The 20,125-nt window shown below is 53.7% G+C and carries 19 protein-coding genes; 4 read left to right on the top strand and 15 right to left on the bottom strand.

What is annotated here, in order from left to right:
• Positions 1–225 precede the first annotated feature (225 nt).
• Genes hemG through pepQ form a run of 4 tightly spaced genes read right to left on the bottom strand, consistent with a single transcriptional unit; the run spans position 226 to position 4,195 of the window.
• Positions 226–759, bottom strand: coding sequence for a menaquinone-dependent protoporphyrinogen IX dehydrogenase (hemG, locus tag OMR58_RS24125; RefSeq protein ID WP_105595187.1), 534 nt, complete (start codon positions 757–759; stop codon positions 226–228).
• Between the two features lie 14 nt (positions 760–773).
• Positions 774–2,225 carry a Trk system potassium transporter TrkH gene (gene trkH / locus OMR58_RS24120; RefSeq protein WP_105595186.1) on the bottom strand — a complete coding sequence of 484 codons (1,452 nt, stop codon included), beginning with the start codon at positions 2,223–2,225 and terminating at the stop codon, positions 774–776.
• Positions 2,226–2,252: 27 nt separating this feature from the next.
• Positions 2,253–2,864 carry an IMPACT family protein gene (locus OMR58_RS24115; RefSeq protein WP_264547170.1) on the bottom strand — a complete coding sequence of 204 codons (612 nt, stop codon included), beginning with the start codon at positions 2,862–2,864 and terminating at the stop codon, positions 2,253–2,255.
• Positions 2,864–4,195: a Xaa-Pro dipeptidase gene (gene pepQ, locus OMR58_RS24110; RefSeq protein ID WP_264547169.1), complete on the bottom strand. Its 1,332-nt coding sequence runs from the start codon at positions 4,193–4,195 to the stop codon at positions 2,864–2,866. The genes OMR58_RS24115 and pepQ overlap by 1 nt, the downstream gene beginning before the upstream one ends.
• A 186-nt stretch (positions 4,196–4,381) precedes the next feature.
• Here pepQ and fadB point away from each other — a divergent pair, with 186 nt between their 5' ends.
• Together fadB and fadA are read left to right on the top strand one after the other, a co-directional pair.
• Entirely contained in the window at positions 4,382–6,568 is a 2,187-nt protein-coding gene (fadB, locus tag OMR58_RS24105; RefSeq protein WP_264547168.1) for a fatty acid oxidation complex subunit alpha FadB, read from the top strand.
• Positions 6,569–6,578: 10 nt separating this feature from the next.
• On the top strand, positions 6,579–7,742 hold the full coding sequence (fadA, locus tag OMR58_RS24100; protein ID WP_200562760.1) for an acetyl-CoA C-acyltransferase FadA: 1,164 nt from the start codon (positions 6,579–6,581) through the stop codon (positions 7,740–7,742).
• 97 nt (positions 7,743–7,839) lie between these two features.
• On the opposite strand, the gene fre is transcribed toward fadA, so the two are convergent.
• Positions 7,840–8,541 carry an NAD(P)H-flavin reductase gene (gene fre, locus OMR58_RS24095; RefSeq protein WP_105595181.1) on the bottom strand — a complete coding sequence of 234 codons (702 nt, stop codon included), beginning with the start codon at positions 8,539–8,541 and terminating at the stop codon, positions 7,840–7,842.
• 45 nt (positions 8,542–8,586) lie between these two features.
• On the bottom strand, positions 8,587–10,071 hold the full coding sequence (ubiD, locus tag OMR58_RS24090; protein WP_105595180.1) for a 4-hydroxy-3-polyprenylbenzoate decarboxylase: 1,485 nt from the start codon (positions 10,069–10,071) through the stop codon (positions 8,587–8,589).
• Positions 10,072–10,241: 170 nt separating this feature from the next.
• Here ubiD and rfaH point away from each other — a divergent pair, with 170 nt between their 5' ends.
• Positions 10,242–10,730 carry a transcription/translation regulatory transformer protein RfaH gene (rfaH, locus tag OMR58_RS24085; protein ID WP_264547167.1) on the top strand — a complete coding sequence of 163 codons (489 nt, stop codon included), beginning with the start codon at positions 10,242–10,244 and terminating at the stop codon, positions 10,728–10,730.
• 67 nt (positions 10,731–10,797) lie between these two features.
• Here the strand turns inward: rfaH and tatD are convergent, their stop codons facing one another.
• From tatD to udp, 9 genes are all read right to left on the bottom strand, one after another.
• Positions 10,798–11,577 (bottom strand): 3'-5' ssDNA/RNA exonuclease TatD, encoded by a 780-nt coding sequence (gene tatD, locus OMR58_RS24080; RefSeq protein ID WP_264547166.1) that lies wholly within the window; start codon positions 11,575–11,577, stop codon positions 10,798–10,800.
• 80 nt (positions 11,578–11,657) lie between these two features.
• Positions 11,658–12,419, bottom strand: coding sequence for a Sec-independent protein translocase subunit TatC (gene tatC, locus OMR58_RS24075; protein WP_105595177.1), 762 nt, complete (start codon positions 12,417–12,419; stop codon positions 11,658–11,660).
• A gap of 2 nt (positions 12,420–12,421) precedes the next feature.
• Positions 12,422–13,006 carry a Sec-independent protein translocase protein TatB gene (gene tatB, locus OMR58_RS24070; protein WP_264547165.1) on the bottom strand — a complete coding sequence of 195 codons (585 nt, stop codon included), beginning with the start codon at positions 13,004–13,006 and terminating at the stop codon, positions 12,422–12,424.
• Between the two features lie 3 nt (positions 13,007–13,009).
• On the bottom strand, positions 13,010–13,261 hold the full coding sequence (gene tatA / locus OMR58_RS24065) for a twin-arginine translocase TatA/TatE family subunit (RefSeq protein WP_105595175.1): 252 nt from the start codon (positions 13,259–13,261) through the stop codon (positions 13,010–13,012).
• A gap of 122 nt (positions 13,262–13,383) precedes the next feature.
• Positions 13,384–15,021 (bottom strand): ubiquinone biosynthesis regulatory protein kinase UbiB, encoded by a 1,638-nt coding sequence (gene ubiB, locus OMR58_RS24060; protein WP_264547164.1) that lies wholly within the window; start codon positions 15,019–15,021, stop codon positions 13,384–13,386.
• The gene (ubiJ, locus tag OMR58_RS24055; protein WP_105595173.1) at positions 15,018–15,623 is read right to left on the bottom strand and encodes a ubiquinone biosynthesis protein UbiJ; all 606 of its coding nucleotides are present in this window, start codon (positions 15,621–15,623) and stop codon (positions 15,018–15,020) included. The genes ubiB and ubiJ overlap by 4 nt, the downstream gene beginning before the upstream one ends.
• A gap of 12 nt (positions 15,624–15,635) precedes the next feature.
• Entirely contained in the window at positions 15,636–16,391 is a 756-nt protein-coding gene (gene ubiE, locus OMR58_RS24050; RefSeq protein WP_105595172.1) for a bifunctional demethylmenaquinone methyltransferase/2-methoxy-6-polyprenyl-1,4-benzoquinol methylase UbiE, read from the bottom strand.
• A 74-nt stretch (positions 16,392–16,465) separates the two neighbouring features.
• Complete coding sequence (gene rmuC / locus OMR58_RS24045; RefSeq protein ID WP_200562750.1) at positions 16,466–18,013, bottom strand: DNA recombination protein RmuC; 1,548 nt, start codon at positions 18,011–18,013, stop codon at positions 16,466–16,468.
• 192 nt (positions 18,014–18,205) lie between these two features.
• Complete coding sequence (udp, locus tag OMR58_RS24040) at positions 18,206–18,967, bottom strand: uridine phosphorylase (protein ID WP_105595170.1); 762 nt, start codon at positions 18,965–18,967, stop codon at positions 18,206–18,208.
• A gap of 288 nt (positions 18,968–19,255) precedes the next feature.
• Here udp and OMR58_RS24035 point away from each other — a divergent pair, with 288 nt between their 5' ends.
• Entirely contained in the window at positions 19,256–20,092 is an 837-nt protein-coding gene (locus tag OMR58_RS24035; protein WP_264547163.1) for a dienelactone hydrolase family protein, read from the top strand.
• The last annotated feature ends 33 nt before the right edge of the window (positions 20,093–20,125 follow it).

The following is a 20,125-nucleotide window of genomic DNA, read 5'->3' as shown; positions in this document are numbered from 1 at the left end:
GCTGCGAGGTGGCGTATATTACGCTTTCCTCCTTCGGAGTCAACTTCTTTTTGAGAAGTTTTTTCCGGCGGTTCAGACAACTTCCTGAACCTCCTGAGTGGCTGACTTGTCAGTCGCTGTGCCGTCTCAGTGGTTGCGCATTATAGGCAGTTCTCGACGGCTGACAAGTCTTTATTGCAAAAAAATTACCGAGCGAGCTTTTTTTCAACGAACCGCGGTTTTTTACTACAGTTTGCCTGGTAATACAGCAAATTCATGGGCAAAACGGGCCACCTGCTGCCAGTCTGTGTACTCCACTTCTTTACTTGAATCCGTTTCGCCGCCAGTCATGCGCATAATCAGCTGAATCATGAAGCGATCGAACAGTCCATAGCGTGGATATCGCAGCGCGCCTGCAAACACCGCGCAGCAGTCAGGTTCCCATGGCGACTGGATAAGGAACTTACGCGTATAAGCGTTGGTCTGCGGCGTACGCTTCTCTGCTTTTCGCGCAGTCAGATTTACGGAGAAAAAACCACTCTGGCGCTGTTGCAAAGAATGAAGGTGTTTTTTCACAAACTTCGCCACCTGCGGATGGAAATGACCATAGCGAATAGATGCACCAATCAACACCCGATCGTACTGTGTCCAGTCAATCTCACCGACGTGATGAATATTGAAAACATCGCACTCCCTCTCCTTATTCAGTAAGTTTGCTATATAGGAGGCGATCTCTCGGGTCTGGCCATCGCGGCTGGAATACAGAACTAGCGCTTTCATGATTACACTCTCACTTACTCACGCCAGAAGGTTGGCGTAAACAAAACTAACAACGTAAAGACTTCAAGACGCCCAAACAGCATCGTCAAAATCAAGATCCACTTAGCGGTATCATTCATCGAAGTGAAATTATCAGCCACAACGCCCAGCCCCGGGCCGAGGTTGTTCAGCGTTGCGGTTACGGCTGCAAACGCGGAGAAGTCATCAACCCCGGTTGCGATGATCGCCAACATACTGAGAATGAATACCAGCGCATAGGCTGAGAAAAATCCCCAGACGGCTTCCAGGATACGTTCCGGCAGCGCGCGGTTACCGAGTTTGATCGTATAAACCGCATTAGGGTGTACCAGCCTTTTCAACTCACGTGAGCCCTGCTTAAACAGCAGCAGAATACGGATAACCTTCAGCCCACCGCCCGTTGAACCCGCACAGCCGCCAATAAAGGCAGAACAAAGAAGCAGTACGGGCAGGAATAGCGGCCAGTGGGCGATACTGTCTGTCGTAAACCCTGCAGTCGTTGCCATAGAGACAACCTGGAAGAACGCCTGATTCAGCGTCTGCATCCCGCTTTTATAAACCCCATGGAACCACAAAACGATCGTACAAATAATGACGAGCGTTAACTGTACGCCAATAAACATACGGAATTCAGGATCGCGCCAGTAGACTCGAAGGCTGCGTCCGCTCAATAACGAGAAATGCAGACCGTAGTTACAACCGGAGATCAGTAAAAAGATGGCGATAATCGTGTTGATGGTTGGGCTATTAAAATAGCCAACGCTGGCATCGTGCGTGGAGAACCCACCAATCGCGATAGTCGCAAAGCTATGGCCTATCGCATCAAACAGCGGCATCCCGGCGACCCATAATGAAACGGCACAGGCAACAGTGAGCAATACGTAGATCAGCCACAGCGTTTTGGCCGTCTCCGCAATACGCGGGCGCATTTTATTATCTTTCAGCGGGCCGGGCATTTCTGCGCGATAAAGCTGCATCCCACCAACGCCAAGGATAGGTAAAATGGCAACGGCCAGAACAATGATCCCCATACCACCGAGCCATTGCAGCATTTGCCGATAAAACAAAATCGCCTTAGGCAGCGAATCCAGCCCCACCAACGTCGTCGCCCCCGTTGTCGTCAGGCCGGAGAAGGATTCGAAAAATGCATCTGTTATGGAAAGGTTTGGCTGTTCCGCGAAAATAAAGGGCATTGCCCCTACGCTCCCCAGAACGGTCCAGAACAGCACGACGATCAGAAATCCTTCTCGTGGTTTAAGCTCGCTCTTTTGCTTGCGGTTTGGCCACCACAGCAGGGTGCCGATCATCAGCGCCATAAAGAACGTCTGCGTAAATGCACGTCCGGCCCCGTCGCGGTAAATTAAAGCCACCAGCCCCGGCACAATCATCGTGCCTGAGAATAAAATGACCAGTAAACCCACTATGCGGGTAATGGCACGAAAATGCATTCTGCCGTTCCTTTCCTGACGTAAAAGTTATTTAAGCGGGACCAGCTGTAGTAAGCCCCGGCTGAAGTCCGACAGATTCTTAGAAAAATCTGCAAGCTGAGCATGAGGTAACGCCAGAGTAAGCGTAATATTTTGCAGAAACTCGCTATTCAGCAGCAGTCCGTCAAAGCGAGCAATCATTCGTTCAATATCCCCCAGCTGCGCATAGTCGCAGACCAGCAGGAAATTCAGCATCGGGGCTTTTATTTTACGGGTTAACAGACGCAGCGCCTGCTGCACCCCACCGCCATAGGCCTTAACCAGCCCCCCCGTTCCAAGCTGGATACCGCCATAATAGCGCACTACGACGGCAGTAATCTCACCAATATTGTTACCCATCAGCTGGGCCAGCATCGGCTTTCCGGCAGTGCCAGAAGGTTCGCCATCATCGGAAAACCCCAGCTTTTGCGAATCATCCGGTGCACCGGCCACCCATGCCCAGCAGTGATGCCGGGCCGTTGGATGCTCCAGCTTAATCTGCTGGACGAAAGCCCGAGCCGCCTCTACCCCGTCCGTATGCGCCAGCAGAGTGATAAAGCGGCTTTTCTTAATTTCCTCGCTGTAGCTGCAAGACTCAGCAGGAACTTCCCAGGCCTCCATCAGGAAAGATGCAGGTCGCGGGTCATATTTTCCACCCGATTCGCATGAATCACGACGTTATCCTCAATACGGATACCGCCATAAGGCTTGAGCGCGTCAATTTTATCCCAGTCGAAATGCTGGCTGAACTTACCGCTGCGCCAGGGCTCCAGCAACGAGTCGATGAAATAAATCCCGGGTTCGATCGTAAGTACCATACCCGGTTCCAGGATACGCGTGCAGCGCAGGTAAGGATACTGCGCAGGTGCCGCCAGGTGAGTACCGCTGTCATCCTGCATAAATCCAGCGACGTCATGCACCTGTAATCCCAGCGGATGGCCCACACCGTGAGGCATAAACGGCCCGGTGATATCTTCTTTAACCATTGCCTCGGCGCTGATCCCTTTTACCAGCTGATGTTTAAGCAACAGGCCGGCAAGGCGGAAATGCATCTGCTGATGATATTCGGTATAGCGCACACCGGCTTTCATTGTGGCAATAAGCGCCAGCTCCTCAGTGTTCATATCTTTAATCAGCTGCGCATACTCGCTGCTTTCACTCGCCGCAAAGGTGCGGGTCAAATCTGCCGCATAGCCCTGATATTCCGCCCCCGCGTCGATCAGGAAACTGCGCCGATGTTCCGGTACCTGATGCTGCAGTTTAGTGTAGTGCAGCACTGCAGCATGCTCATTGAGTGCAATGATGTTGTCATAGGGAACATCCGTATCACGGTGCCCGGTCGCGCTAAGATAGGCGATATTAATGTCAAACTCGCTCATACCTGACAGGAAGGCCTCTTTCGCTGCACGATGGCCGCTGACGGCAATCTTCTGCGCCTGGCGCATACAGTAAAGTTCGTAGCTGGTCTTATAGGAGCGATGGTAATGCAGATAATTCAGCACGCCCGCCGGATTAATCGACTCAGTGCTGAATCCCAGCTGCGCAGCACGCGCGGCAACCGGGCCAATATACGCGACATTATTGCGCGCTGAAGGCAGTAGCTGCGCAATATCATCGGCATTTTTCAGGGCAATAATTTCAATCTCATCGGTCCAGAAACTCTGCGGCAGCGGCTCTACGTTATGCCAGTAGTCCACCGGAGAGTAGAACCACAGTTTCGGCTTATTGACGCCATCGATCCACAGCCAGCAGTTGGGGACCTGCGTGACCGGCACCCAGGCTTTGAACTGAGGATTAACCTTAAACGGATAGCTGTGATCGTCGAGGAACACCGTCAGTAGTTCCCCTGAGTGAATCAGCATTGCATCAAGATTGTGGCGCGCCAGTACCTGCTGCGCACGCTGCTGCAGCGTTTTCACATGATCCTGATAAAGCGTTACCAGTGATTCCATTGCCCTGTCTCCGTGATGATCAAATTGTCCGCATCTTACCACAGCCTGTCTGGCCGTGCCGTTTTGCCTCAGCTGTGATCTTGTTTGCAAATTGGCAAACTCTCATTTGCAAATAATTAACATAGATTACACACTCACGATCATCTGGTATGACCAGATCCCTTTACCGCAGCTCAGGAGACAGACATGCTCTACCAAGGCGAAACGCTTTCCCTCGACTGGCTGGAAGATGGCATAGCCGAACTGGTTTTTAATGCCCCAGGCTCAGTCAATAAACTGGATACCCGGACCGTGGCCAGTCTGGGAGAGGCGATTGCAGTGCTGGAACAGCTGCCGCAGCTGCGTGGCGTACTGCTCAGCTCCGCAAAACCCGCCTTTATCGTTGGGGCAGATATTACCGAATTCCTCTCGCTGTTTACCGCACCGGCTGAACAGCTGGCGGGATGGCTGGCTTTTGCTAACGGCATTTTCAACCGCCTGGAGGATTTACCGGTCCCCACCGTCTCCGCCATTAATGGCTATGCGCTGGGCGGTGGCTGCGAGTGTGTACTGGCGACGGATTTCCGCATCGCGACCGAGAATACACGCATCGGCCTGCCGGAAACGAAATTAGGGATTATGCCTGGCTTTGGCGGCTCAGTACGCCTGCCGCGCCTGTTGGGGGCCGACAGTGCGCTGGAAATCATCGCTGCCGGAAAAGATATCGACGCGGGTCAGGCGCTCAAAGTAGGCCTGGTTGATGCGGTCGTTAAGGAAGAAAAACTGGCTGTCGCTGCGCTGACCGTATTGAAAGAAGCCATCGCCAATAAACAGCCATGGCGCGAACGTCGCCAGCCGAAGCTTGAACCGCTGAAGCTGAGTAAAATTGAAACGGCCATGAGCTTTACCACCGCCAAAGCCATGGTGATGCAAACCGCCGGTAAGCACTATCCCGCACCGATAACCGCGGTCAAAACTATTGAAGCCGCCGCTACTCTGGGCCGCGACGAAGCACTGAAGCTGGAAACCGCTGCGTTCGTACCACTGGCGCGATCTAATGAAGCACGCGCTCTGGTCGGTATCTTCCTCAACGATCAGGCTATCAAAGCCAAAGCCAAAAAACTGACCCGTAACACCGAAACGCCCAAACAGGCCGCCGTGCTGGGCGCAGGTATTATGGGGGGCGGTATTGCTTACCAGTCGGCATGGAAAGGCGTACCGATCATCATGAAGGATATCAGCGAGAAATCCCTGCATACCGGCATGAGTGAAGCCGCGAAACTGCTTAATAAACAGCTGGCGCGTGGGAAAATTGATGGTCTGAAGCTGGCCAGCGTCATCGGCACCATACAGCCGACGCTGCATTACGCTGGCTTCGACCGCGTTGATATCGTCGTTGAAGCGGTTGTCGAAAATCCCAAAGTAAAAGCGGCCGTGCTGGCTGAAACAGAACAACAGATTCGTCCAGATGCCATCCTGGCATCTAATACTTCGACTATTCCTATCAGCCAGCTGGCGAAGGCGCTAACGCGCCCGGAAAACTTCTGCGGTATGCACTTCTTTAACCCGGTGCCGCGTATGCCGCTGGTCGAGGTCATTCGCGGTGAAAAGACTGCCGACAGCACTATCGCCAGCGTGGTGGCATGGGCCAGTAAAATGGGTAAAACGCCCATCGTGGTGAACGATTGCCCGGGATTCTTTGTTAACCGCGTACTCTTCCCCTATTTCGCTGGCTTCAGCCAGCTGCTGCGCGACGGCGCTGATTTTCGCCAGATCGATAAAGTGATGGAAAAGCAGTTTGGCTGGCCGATGGGCCCGTCGTGGCTGCTGGATGTCGTGGGCATTGATACCGCCCATCACGCACAAAGCGTTATGGCGGCGGGTTTCCCGCAGCGCATGAGTAAAAACTATCGCGATGCGATTGATGTCCTGTTTGATGCTGGCCGTTTCGGGCAGAAAAACCAGCTTGGCTTCTGGCGCTGGGAAACGGACAGCAAAGGCAAAGCAAAAAAAGTCAGCGATACCGCAACCGACGCTATTCTTCAGGAGGTTTGCCAACCGAAGCGTGCGTTCAGTGATAGCGAGATCGTTTCACGCATGATGATCCCGATGATCAACGAGGTTGTACGCTGTCTGGAAGAAGGTGTTATCGCTTCACCGGCAGAAGCCGATATGGCGCTGGTCTACGGACTGGGTTTCCCGCCGTTCCACGGTGGTGTTTTCCGTTACCTGGATACGCTGGGCAGCGATCGCTTTGTCGCACAGGCTGAACCTTTTATTAATCTGGGGGCGCTGTATGAAATCCCGGAAATGCTGCGTGAGAAAGCCAATAACGCAGAAACCTGGTATCCCCTGGCGGCACCGCTGAGTGACGCAACCCTGAAAACGTCGTGAGGAAAAGAAAATGGAAAAAGTTGTTATTGTTGATGCCATCCGCACGCCAATGGGCCGCTCAAAAGGCGGAGCCTTCCGTCATGTACGTGCAGAGGATCTTTCAGCGCATCTGATGCGCAGTCTGTTAAGCCGTAATCCGGCACTGGATGCCGCATCACTGGATGATATCTACTGGGGCTGCGTGCAGCAAACGCTGGAACAGGGATTTAACATCGCCCGTAATGCGGCGCTGCTGGCGGAAATTCCGCATCGCGTACCGGCAACCACCGTAAACCGGCTTTGCGGTTCATCCATGCAGGCACTGCACGATGCAGCAAGGGCCATCATGGTTGGTGATGCATCATCCTGCCTGATTGGCGGCGTCGAGCATATGGGCCATGTGCCAATGAGCCATGGCGTAGACTTCCATCCGGGCCTGAGCCGAAGCGTGGCCAAAGCCGCCGGTATGATGGGCCTGACGGCCGAGATGCTGGCCCGCCTGCACGGGATCGGGCGTGAAATGCAGGACCAGTTTGCCGCACGCTCTCACCAGCGCGCCTGGGCAGCCACCCAGGCAGGCCATTTCAACAATGAGATTGTCGCGGTCTCCGGCCACGATGCCGATGGCGTTCTTAAACGCTACGACTTTGATGAAGTCATCCGCCCGGATACCACGGTAGAAAGTCTGGCTGCGCTGCGCCCGGCGTTCGACCCCATTAACGGCACCGTCACCGCAGGCAGCTCTTCGGCGCTGTCGGATGGCGCCGCTGCCATGCTGGTAATGAGTGAGTCACGCAGTGCAGAACTGGGCCTGAAACCAAGAGCGCGAATTCGTTCTATGGCCGTGGTTGGCTGCGATCCGTCAATTATGGGCTATGGCCCGGTGCCGGCATCGCAGCTGGCATTGAAACGTGCCGGGCTGAGCATCAACGACATTGATATCTTTGAGCTAAACGAAGCCTTTGCCGCACAAACCCTGCCGTGTATTAAAGATCTGGGGCTGCTGGATAAGCTGGATGACAAGGTGAATCTTAACGGCGGAGCCATTGCGCTGGGCCACCCGCTTGGCTGCTCGGGTGCGAGGATCAGTACAACACTGCTAAATCTGCTGGAACGCCATGATAAACAGTTTGGTCTGGCGACCATGTGTATCGGGCTGGGTCAGGGGATCGCAACGATATTTGAAAGGGTCTGATACGTTAGTCTGGAAGTTTCACTGTTCAATTTCCCGCCTGTCAGGGGCGGGTTTTTTACGCTAAGGATCAACAGGGCAGGTTCACTGCCCTCCTGCATCAGAAGAAAGCAAACGCATCGCCAAACATGCGCGCTTCCTGAGCGCCACGCTCGGCACAGAAACGTTCACGGGCAATCTTCGCCATCTCAAAGCGGCCAGCAATATAGATATCGTGATCGGCCAGGCTGCCGTAGTCCTGCATCACGGCGGTCAGTACGGTACCCGTACGTCCGGTAAAGCCCTCTTCCGTCTGCTCAACAACCGGTACCACTTTCAGATTCGGATGCTTAATCGCCAGCGCGTTCAGCTCATCGAGATCGTACAGGTGTTTCAGCTCACGTCCGCCCCAGTAAATGGCGATATGACGATCGGGCTGCTGGGATAGCGCCGTCAGAAGAATAGAGCGCGCGTAGGAGAAACCAGTACCACCGGCAATCAGCACCAGCGGACGATCGCCCTCTTCACGCAGCCACGCCTCACCGTGTGGAATATCAACGGTAATCTGGCGCTGCTGCTGGATACGTTCCATCACCGCCATCGCATAGAGGTTCAGCTCAGATGCGCCGATATGCAGCTCGATGATGTCTTTTTCCATCGGCGTAGAAGCCAGAGAGAACGGGCGCTTATCGCGCTCGTCCATCACCACCATCAAATATTGCCCTGCGCGGAAACTGAAGTCAGCTTCCGGGATCATACGGACTCGGTACACGGTATCGGTAATCGCCTCTACCGAGGTCACTTTACAGCTTAAGGTTGTCATGCGGTCCCTCTGTCGGGTCGTCATTATCATTTGACCACCGGTGCATCAACGCGCCGGTGTATCACTCAAGATGCCTAACTCATCCCAAATTGCATCAATGCGGGCGGTAACGGCAGGATCTTTGCGGATCGGCGTTCCCCATTCACGCTGCGTTTCACCAGGCCATTTATTCGTGGCATCAAGACCCATTTTGGACCCCAGCCCGGAAACCGGTGATGCGAAATCAAGGTAGTCGATCGGCGTGTTTTCTACCAGTACGGTATCACGGGCGGGATCCATACGTGTAGTGATCGCCCAAATAACATCGTTCCAGTCGCGGGCGTTCACATCGTCATCGCATACGATAACAAATTTGGTGTACATGAACTGTCGCAGGAATGACCATACGCCCATCATCACGCGTTTTGCGTGCCCGGCGTACTGTTTTTTGATGGTTACCACGGCCAGGCGGTACGAGCAGCCTTCCGGCGGCAAATAGAAGTCGACAATTTCCGGGAACTGCTTTTGCAGAATCGGAACAAAGACTTCATTCAACGCCACACCCAGCACAGCAGGCTCATCTGGCGGCCGCCCGGTATAGGTTGAATGATAAATTGCATCCTGCCGCTGAGTTATATGGGTAATGGTAAAGACCGGGAAGCTATCCACTTCATTGTAATAACCGGTGTGATCGCCATACGGACCTTCTGGTGCCATTTCCCCCGGTTCAATATACCCTTCAAGCACAATTTCAGCGCTGGCAGGCACTTCTAAATCGTTAGAAATACACTTCACAACTTCGGTTTTCGTTCCGCGCAGCAGGCCGGCAAAAGCATATTCGGACAGCGTATCCGGTACCGGCGTGACGGCTCCAAGAATGGTCGCCGGATCGGCACCCAGCGCAACGGACACCGGGAAGCGTTCGCCGGGATGCTGCTGGCACCATTCCTGAAAATCAAGCGCACCGCCGCGGTGGGAAAGCCAGCGCATAATCAGTTTGTTCTTACCGATAACCTGCTGGCGATAGATGCCGAGGTTCTGGCGCTCTTTTAGCGGACCACGCGTAACGGTCAGCCCCCAGGTCACCAGCGGCGCTGCATCGTCCGGCCAGCATTTCATCACCGGAATTCGGCTTAAATCAACTTCGTCGCCCTGCCAGATCTGCTGCTGGCATGGGGCATTACGCAGCCGTTTGGTCGGCATGTTCAGCACTTGCTTCCACTGCGGCATTTTATCGAAGAAATCACGAAAACCACGCGGCGGCTCGGGTTCCTTCAGGAAAGCCAGCAGGCGACCAACATCGCGCAGTGCTTTCACATCTTCCTGCCCCATCCCCATCGCAACGCGATCCGGCGTGCCAAACAGGTTGCACAGTACTGGCATACTGTAGCCTTTCGGGTTTTCAAACAGTAATGCCGGGCCGCCGGCGCGCAGCGTACGATCGGCAATTTCGGTCATTTCCAGATCGGGATCGATCTCATGTTTGATGCGTTTTAATTCCCCACGCTGTTCAAGCAGAGAAAGGAAGTCGCGTAAATCGTGGTATTTCATGACTTTCCATCAATATGGTCAGTGAGTCGGCCATTATAGTGCCGATTCGCCGCTGAGGGTTAGTTTTGTTGGCAACTTTACGCCCGCAGCGCTCCCCTTACGCCAATCTCTCTATATCTCTGAAGATGACTTTGCTATTCTTATCGGTCGGATAATTTAAAAGTGACGTTATGGAATCCTGGTACTTACTTTACTGCAAACGAGGTCAGTTACTGCGCGCGAAAGAACACCTTGAGCGCCAGGACGTGCATTGCTTCAGCCCAATGATTACGTTGGAAAAAATCGTGCGCGGCAAACGAACTCAGGTCGATGAACCCCTGTTCCCCAACTATATGTTTATTGAATTCAACCCAGAGGCGATTCATACCACTACCATCAGCTCGACTCGTGGCGTCAGCCATTTTGTTCGCTTTGGGAATCAGCCCGCAATCGTGCCACTCAAAGTGATCAATGCGTTGCAAAATGAGCCTGTTCTGAGCGGCTTTGATGAGGGTCTTGCTCAGCCGGGTGATACGGTGATTATTACCGAAGGGGCATTCGAAGGGCTGCAGGCTATCTATACCGAGCCCGATGGTGAAACACGATCGATTCTGCTGCTGAATCTGCTCAACAAGCAGGTGATCCGTAGCGTAGGCAACTGTCAGTTCGAGAAACTGTAGCGCTTCCCCAAACGTTAAGCACCGATCGATATCCGACGATCGGTGCCTCCCGCTTAATATCGCTTATTTACAAGCGAAAAATCCGACGCGCATTTTCCGCCGTCTTCTCTGCCAGCTGATGAGCATCGTCGCCGCGCAACAACGCAACCTGCTCAACAATATGCGGCAGGAAACAGGGTTCATTACGGCGCGAAGCAGGACGCGGGCGCATATCTCTTGGCAGCAGCCAGGGCGCATCGGTTTCAAGCAGCAGGCGGTCCGCCGGGATCAGCGGCACCAGTTCACGCAGCTCCAGCCCTCTTCGCTCGTCACAAACCCACCCCGTAATGCCAATCGATAATCCCAGCGCCAGGCAATCCTCCAACTCCTGGCGATTACCGGTAAAACAGTGCAGTACTGCCGCAGGCAGTCTGGGCAACCAGGGCTGAAGAATAGAGATAAAACGGCTATGGGCTTCCCGGCAGTGTAGAAAAACGGGCAATGACAGCTCGGCGGCCAGCTCCAGTTGGGCATTGAAGGTATAGGCCTGCTGCTCCGGCTCGGAAAAATTACGATTAAAATCCAGACCGCATTCACCAATAGCAACAACCTGCGGCATTTCAGCCAGCCTGCGCAGGGTCGTCTCCGTTTCCCCTGACCATTCACTGGCATGATGGGGATGTACACCCGCGGTGGACCAACAGTAGTCCGGGTGTTGCAGCGCAAGGCTTTGTGCCTGCTGGCTCTCCAGCGCATTGGTGCCGGTGATCAAAATACCGTTAACGCCGGCGTCACGCGCTCGTTTCACCACTTGCTTACGGTCTTTTGCGAACTGGGTGCTGGTCAGGTTTACACCAATATCAAACATAGTCTCTTCCAAACGGTAACCGCCCTGACGGGCGGTTAGAAAATAGTGTTTGTCCTGCCTGAGCAGCCGGTAGCAGAAGACTACTGCGATTCAGTATCCTGCTCTTCATCATCGTCCCCACGCTTTTGCCCGACGTAGAAACGAGAAACCAGCACGCCCACTTCGAACAGGCAGTACATCGGAACGGCTAACAGCGTCTGGGAGAAAATATCCGGCGGTGTCAGTAACATTCCCACCACAAACGCGCCTACCAGTACATAAGGGCGCTTGGCCTTCAAATCTTCCGGGGTAGTCACCCCTGTCCAGCAGAGCAGAATGATGGCAATCGGCACTTCAAACGACACGCCAAACGCCATAAACAGCGTCATGACAAAGTCGAGATAGTTATTGATATCCGTCGCAATCTGTACGCCCTGCGGCGCGGTTTTTGCGAAGAAGCCAAACGCCAACGGGAAGACGATAAAATAGGCGAAAGCCATTCCAAGGTAGAATAGGAATGAACTGGAAAACAGCAGCGGCATGACCAGCCGACGCTCGTGACGGTACAGGGCCGGAGCAACAAACGCCCAGATCTGATAAAGAATAATCGGCACGGCGAGGAAGATAGACACGATTACGGTCAGTTTAATTGGCGTCAGAAATGGCGAAGCCACATCCGTCGCAATCATGCTGGCACCTGAAGGCATCTTCTCGATCAGCGGCGCAGCAACCATCTGATAAATGTCATTAGAGAAATAGATCAGACAGAGGAAAATCACCAGAACGGCGATAATGCAGTTTAACAGACGCTTACGTAATTCAATCAGATGACTGATAAGGGGCTGGGTATCTTCAACGGCCATATTTATCGTTCATCACTCGGTTGTGTGGATTTTTCGGCTACAGGGGAAGCAGTGGGAGTAACTGGTTTCTGCAGGGAAACCGCGCTCTCCGCCTCTGGGATCTTTGGCGCTTTTGGTTCAGCGGCAGCAGCCACGGACGGTTCAGTCGAAACGCCAGCTGGCTCCGGTGCCTGAGCAGGCGCAGATGCCTGATGATCGGCTTGCGATGGTGTCGCACCGTCATGAGGAGTCTCGTTTTTCACCAGCGGATTGTGAATGGTATGCGCTTCCTCATCCGCAGCCTTCTCATTGTCGCCCAGGTAGGAACGCTTGAACGACTCTGCCGTCTGCTTCAGTTCCTCTACAGAGGCCTTCAGCTCGGGGGACAGGCTGTCCATACTGGCCTTTTCGATTTTCTTCAGGCCGTCCTGCAATTCCTGCAGCTTTAACTCCTGCGCCAGTTCGTTCTGCACGCTGGTCGCCAGCGAACGTAATGCCCGGATCCAGCCAACAACGGTTTTGACCGCTACGGGTAAACGTTGCGGTCCGAGTACCACCAGACCAATAATGAAAACCAGTACCAGTTCACTAAAGCCTATGTCGAACACGGTTTATACCTTGTCGTTTTTGACGTCTTCTTTCTTCACTTCGCTATGCTGCTGCTGATTGGCCAGTTTGGCGCTAAAATCAGCATCTTCAGTGTGCGTCGTGGATTTTGCTTTATCGTCTTCATCGCTCATGGCCTTTTTAAAGCCCTTGATGGACGAACCGAGATCGGAGCCCAGCGAACGCAGTTTTTTCGTGCCGAACAGCAGGACCACCAGCACAGCGATGATCAGTAAGTGTGGAAGAGTAATGCCCATTGGTTACCTCTAGATATCAATAGTTGAAGCCGGTTAAGCAGTATATAACAGCTTATCTGCCGCTGACGATGCGCAAACTGACGCAGCAACGCAATAAACTGCCTATTTACCATTCATGACAATCATTTTGTTCTGCGCCAGCCAAGAAGCCAGGCGACGATACCGCCCGCAACCGATCCGGCTGAAAGCAGATCCCAGTCTGGGCGAAATAGCAGAATCGCCGTACCGCTCAGCAGCAGCGTAGCACCGACACCGAACAGATAACGCGACTGGTGCTGCTTCGCTTTTTCATCCTTAAGCTCGTTGACCAGGCGATCGACGCTGTGCTGCAAATGCTTATGCTGGCGCAGGCTGTCGTAAAACAGTTCCGGCAGTTCCGGCAGTTTTTCTGCCCAGAATGGCGCTTTTTCTTTCAACGCCCGGACAATAGCTGGAATACCGATTTGATCTTTGATCCAGTCTTCCAGGAACGGTTTCGCCGTTTTCCACAGATCCAGCTGCGGATAAAGCTGCCTGCCAACCCCTTCAACATACAGCAGCGTTTTCTGCAGTAATACCAGCTGAGGCTGCACTTCCATATTAAAACGACGCGCGGTATTAAACAGGTTCATCAACACATGACCAAATGAGATTTCCGCAAGAGGTTTCTCAAAAATGGGCTCACAGACCGTACGGATAGCGAACTCAAAGTCTTCCACATTGGTATCTGGCGGAACCCAGCCTGAATCAACGTGCAGTTCTGCCACCTTGCGATAGTCGCGGTTGAAGAACGCGATAAAGTTCTCGGCCAGATATCGTTTATCTTCTTTGTTGAGTGAGCCCACAATGCCGCAGTCGATGCCGATATACTGTGGATCCTCAGGATGCTCGTAGCTGACAAAAATATTCCCAGGGTGCATATCCGCATGGAAAAAACTGTCGCGGAATACCTGGGTAAAGAACACCTGCACGCCGCGCTCAGCCAGCAGCTTCATATTGATACCGTGCTGCTCCAGCGCTGCCACATCCGAAATAGGGATGCCGTAGATGCGCTCCATAACCAGCATCGTCTCACTGCAATAGTCTGAGTAAATTTCAGGGATATACAGCATATTGCTACCGTCGAAATTACGGCGTAGCTGAATGGCATTAGCCGCTTCACGCAGCAGGTTTAGCTCATCAAGCAGCGTTTTCTCGTAGTCGGCGACCACTTCCTGCGGCCTCAAACGGCGACCATCCGGCAGTAAGCGTGGAACCCAGCGAGCCATGCGCTTAATCAGCTTCATATCCGCTTTGATCACCGGCAGGATATCAGGACGAATCACCTTGATTACGATCGCTTTACCGTTTTCTTTCAGCGTTGCCGTATGCACCTGAGCAATGGATGCTGATGCCAGCGGGGTGATATCAAAATCATCAAACTGACTGGAAATCGGTGCGCCTAACGACTGCTCGATCAGCTTCAGAGCTTTAGCTCCGTCAAACGGCGCAACGCGATCCTGCAACATCGCCAGCTGATCGGCTATCTGCCGGGGGAACAGATCGCGCCGCGTAGACATCATCTGCCCAAACTTAATCCATACCGGGCCGAGCTGCTCCAGCGCCAGGCGAAGACGCTCGCCCAACGGCAAATTCTTATGGCGATTCGGGAGCCAGAACAGGCATTTTCGCCACAGCCGCAGCGGCAGGGTAATGCGCATCTTCGGGATCAGTTCATCTAAGCCATAAGTAAGGAACACGCGAATGATCAAATACAGGCGGCGTAACTCTCCGAAACTCATTTAGCCTCCCGTTTGCGCAGGCGTGCTTCCAGCGCTTCGAAAGAGGCCGATAGCGCGTCAACTTCTTCAGCAAACCATGCCAGCTCGAGCGCACCCGGGGCAACTCGCCACTCTTCGGTCAGCGTTTGCGCCAGATAGCTTTGTTTACGCTGCACATCACGGCGAACGGCCTGAAAACCACGGCGGGCAAACTGCGAAATCCCCTGAGCGGCGATATCGCCAATCCACGGGGCGAGGTACTCTGCCGGGTCCAGCTCGGCCAGATCCATCAGCGCAGAAAATTGCTGAACCAGTTGCAGATCGCCTTCAACTTCCAGTTCTCCGCTGCGGATGAGCGCAGTCAGCTGCTGGCGATCGCGAAGCTTCGGCAACGTAGCCAGGCGGGTTTTCACCGTACAGTCGGGTTTATCAGCCCAGTCACCGATCACATCAACCTGACGATCGCTGAAGATAAAGGTCACTGACTGCTTCAGCTCAGCCAGTTCTATAGCAAGGCTTTTACCACTCAGGCGTTGACGCGCCGCTTTCAGGCCACGATCGCGATACAGAATCTGGTTAAGCGCGGTCTCCAGACTGGCAGTTAACAACGGCGTTAAAGTCATTCGCTTTCCCGATCAGAACTTAAATCCGCGGTGCAAGGCAACGATGCCGCCCGTGAGATTGTGATACGTGGTGTTTTCGAAACCAACATCCATCATCATCTGCTTAAGCGTTTCCTGGTCGGGATGCATGCGGATGGACTCTGCCAGATAGCGATAGCTGCCGGCATCTTTCGCCACCATTTCACCGATGCGCGGCAGAATATGGAAAGAGTAGGCATCATAAGCTTTGCTCAGCGGCTCCAGTACTGGCTTAGAAAATTCCAGGACCAGCAGGCGTCCGCCCGGCTTGAGGACGCGAAACATCGATGCCAGCGCCTTCTCTTTTTCCGTCACGTTACGCAGGCCAAAAGCGATAGTAATACAGTCAAAATAGTTGTCCGGGAACGGCAAGGCTTCTGCGTTGGCCTGAACATAATTAACGTTACCGATAATGCCTTTATTGCGCAGCTTTTCGCGGCCGACTTTCAGCATTGAGCTGTTGATATCAGCCAGCACAACCTCGCCAGTTTCGCCAACCAGACGAGAAAACTTCGCCGTCAGATCGCCTGTACCGCCTGCTAAATCCAGCACGCGCTGCCCGCGGCGCACGCCGCTGCTGTCAATGGTAAAACGCTTCCAGATGCGGTGAATACCGAATGACATCAGGTCATTCATCAGATCGTATTTGGCCGCAACGGAGTGGAAAACATCAGCAACCATGTCGGCTTTGTCGCTTTTCGCAACGGTGCGGTAACCGAAGTGGGTAGTGTCCTTTGATTCATCTGCCATTTGTTTTGCCTGCTCTACAATCAAATATTTGCCAAGTGTACCAGAGTCAGGCAGGCCAGGCACATGCCGCTCGCTTATTCATTGATTTGACGCTGCCCGCGCGTAGCGTAAACATCTGGATCGCCAGCTTCAACCCGCAGTTCCGGATTGTCGTCCTGCTCCGTATTTTCATCATCGCCCTCAGATACCGCCTGCCCGGCCAGGAGAGGGTTAATAGGGCGCTTCACCTCCACACCCATCTGACGGAATCCTTCCGTTTGCGCAATCAGATTGCCCCGCCCTTCTGACAGTTTTTTCATCGCCTGGCGGTAACTGTCCTGAGCCTTGTCAAGGTTCTGCCCGATACTGGTCATGTCATCAACAAACAACCGCATTTTGTCATACAGCCGCCCGGCACGGTCGGCGATGCGTTGGGCGTGGCGGCTCTGGTGTTCATAACGCCACAGATTGTTAATCGTCCGCAAGGCAACCAGCAGCGTGGTCGGACTGACCAGCATAATGTTCTGATTCAGGGCTTCACTAATCAGCTCCGGCTGACGGTCGATTGCCAGTAAAAAGGCCGGTTCAATCGGGATAAACATCAACACATAATCCAGCGAGCGTAAACCCGGCAATTGTTGATAATCTTTGCGGCTGAGTAAGCGAAGATGGCCACGGATCGCCGCAATATGCTCACTGATAGCGGCTTCACGCTGCAGCTCATCTTCACTGTTGAAGTACCGTTCGTAGGCCACCAGCGTCATTTTGGCGTCAATCACTACATCTTTACCCTGGGGCAGACGCACAATGACGTCCGGCTGCATACGGCCATTCTGTTCCAGCTGGATGTTCACCTGGGTTTCATATTCGTGCCCTTCCCGCAATCCTGATGCCTCCAACACGCGGCTCAGCACCACCTCTCCCCAGTTACCCTGGGTTTTATTGTCACCCTTCAGCGCCTTCGTCAGATTGAGTGCTTCCTGTGCCATACGGGCATTGAGCTGCTGCAGGTTGCGTATCTCATGGGAAAGCGTATGGCGCTCGCGCGCTTCCTGGCCAAAACCTTCCTGCACCTGGCGGCGAAATCCTTCCAGCTGTTCGCGCAGCGGGGTTATCAGGCCATGCAGGCTCTGACGATTCTGCTCATCCACGCGGCGTCCGCTATTTTCAAAGATGCGATTGGCCAGGTTTTCAAACTGCGAGTTAAGCCGCTGCTCGCTGTTGACCAGCAGCCGTTGTTTTTCTTCTGCGGCCATCCGAGTTTCTTCCAGACGGATGGTAACTTCACGCAGTTCAGCTTCCTGCGCGCTGTTAATCTCCAGCTGCGTGCGCAGTTCACGTGATAGCTGTTCCGCTTCTCCCCGCCAGTGATCGAACTGATGCAGTTTTTCATGCGCGGCGGCGAGATTACCGTGCAGCTGTCGTAACTCCTGCTCATTCTGTCTTTGCATCACAGCCTGCTGCTCCAGCTGCTGCTGCAGGCGCTGACGTTCTGTCTGACTCTGCTCCGCGGCTTGTACCAGCAGCTGCCGCTCGGTTTCCTGCTTAGCGAATCGCTGCTGACCGAGAAACCAGGCAAATATCCACCCTGCCAGCATTCCCGCCAGACCAGTGACGGCGGCGTAACTGATTGTTGCATCCACTCTGCTTCCCCTCTCATCAACGACAACAGGGGAAAAATAGAGGCACACTGTATGAATGTCCAGATAAAAAGCGTGAGGAAGAAGGATGTATGGCGATTTAAATGCGAACTGGGTAACGGCTCGAAAAAGCGTGGGTTTTGTTGCAGGAATTTCATGGCTGCGGCAGGTGCCGCAGCCCAATTATTTTGACGATTAGAGCAGGCGGCGAGCAGCCTCAACAACGATTTTCACCGCATCGCTTTCGGTACGCTTCATGGTTTCCGCGTCAGGAATTTCCTGCTGGGTACGGTTGACGATCACACCGGCAACCATACCGGCCCGCAGTCCCTGGCTGGCACACATGGTCAGCAACGTAGCCGATTCCATTTCATAGTTCAGCACGCCCATCTGCTGCCACTCTTTCATTGAGCCCTGGAAGCGGCTGACAACACGTCCGGAATAGGTATCGTAACGCTCCTGACCCGGGTAGAAAGTGTCGGAAGAGGCGGTTACGCCGATATGCGTGGTGGCTCCGGCAGCTTCCGCTGCGGCAACCAGTGCAGTGGTGCAGGCAAAGTCAGCGACGGCCGGATATTCGAGCGGAGCAAAATGCAGGCTGGCACCATCAAGACGCACGGAAGCCGTAGTCACCAGCACATCGCCCACGTTGATATTGGGCTGAATCGCACCGGTGGTTCCCACTCGCAGGAACGTGCGCACACCTAACTGTGCCAGCTCTTCCACGGCAATTGAGGTGGATGGGCCGCCAATTCCGGTCGAACAGACGATCACCGGTTTGCCGGAGAGCTCTGCACGCCAGGTGGTGAATTCACGATGTGAAGCCAGATGGACCGGGTTATCCATCAGAGCCGCAATTTTCTTCACGCGCTCAGGGTCACCGGGCACGATCGCCAGCGTGGCACCCTGAAGATCGGCCTTCGTTAAGCCAAGGTGGAAAACATCAGATTGTGCCATTTCAAACTCCTGTCACGAAAATCGGGGGATAGTTAACTGAGTGCTACTGTAAGCAAACACGGCGCACATTTATGTGATAAAAATCTCTTATCCAAATGAAAATTACATCAATCAAAATAAAAAGTGCGATCAAAATCACACATAAATGTTCTGTTGCCTTTTTTTGCTACAACCCACCCCGTAGATCGGGTTTATCTGATGATAAAGAGATAGCCCGTACCCAGCGAGGGTGCCAGAATTTCCTGGCTATAGTTAGCCCATCGCCTTAGTTCATGCATGGAGAGGACAATGAAAACCGAAGATAACACGACTCAAAAATTGAGCAATAATAGCTTCGCACCTGCAGTCCAGCCTGTCGCGGCAACCACCATTATTACCGATGACGCAGAGATTCTTTCTGGGGAAACGTCGATCCCCACCCAGGGTGAAAATATGCCCGCTTTCCACGCCAGGCCACGCAATGTGGCAGGACCATTGCCTGTTGTCCTGGTGGTGCAGGAGATCTTCGGCGTTCATGAACATATTCGCGATATTTGCCGCCGTCTGGCCCGTGAAGGCTATCTGGCCGTCGCCCCCGAACTCTACTTCCGTCAGGGCGATGCCGCTGACTATAACGACATCCCAACGCTATTGAAGGAGCTGGTCAGTAAAGTGCCGGACAGTCAGGTTTTGGCCGATCTTGACCACGTGGCGAACTGGGCTTCGCGCCATGAGGGTGATATGCGCAATATGGCAATCACCGGTTTTTGCTGGGGCGGCCGCATCACCTGGCTTTACGCCGCGCATAATCCGCAGCTGAAAGCTGCCGTGGCATGGTATGGCAAGCTGGTCGGTGAAAAGACCATGAAGCAGCAGAAACAGCCGGTGGACGTTGCTGTCGATCTTAACGCACCGGTATTAGGTCTTTATGGCGCGAAAGATGACGGTATTCCGTTAGATACGGTCGATACCATGCGCCAGGCACTGCGGGCGGCGAATGCGCACGCGGAAATCATTGTCTATCCGGATGCCGGTCACGCATTTAACGCCGACTATCGCCCAAGCTATCACGCAGAGTCCGCCACCGACGGCTGGCAGCGCATGCTGGCGTGGTTTGCCCAACATGGCGTAGTAGCAAAAGCATAAAAAAGGGGGCGCTCAGCGCCCCAACCGATTACA

This window comes from Erwinia sp. INIA01 (assembly GCF_025947915.1).
GTDB classification, from domain to species: Bacteria; Pseudomonadota; Gammaproteobacteria; order Enterobacterales; family Enterobacteriaceae; genus Erwinia; species Erwinia coffeiphila.
The sequence above is the reverse complement of the archived record's forward strand: the minus strand, read 5'-3'. Positions and strand labels throughout refer to the sequence as shown.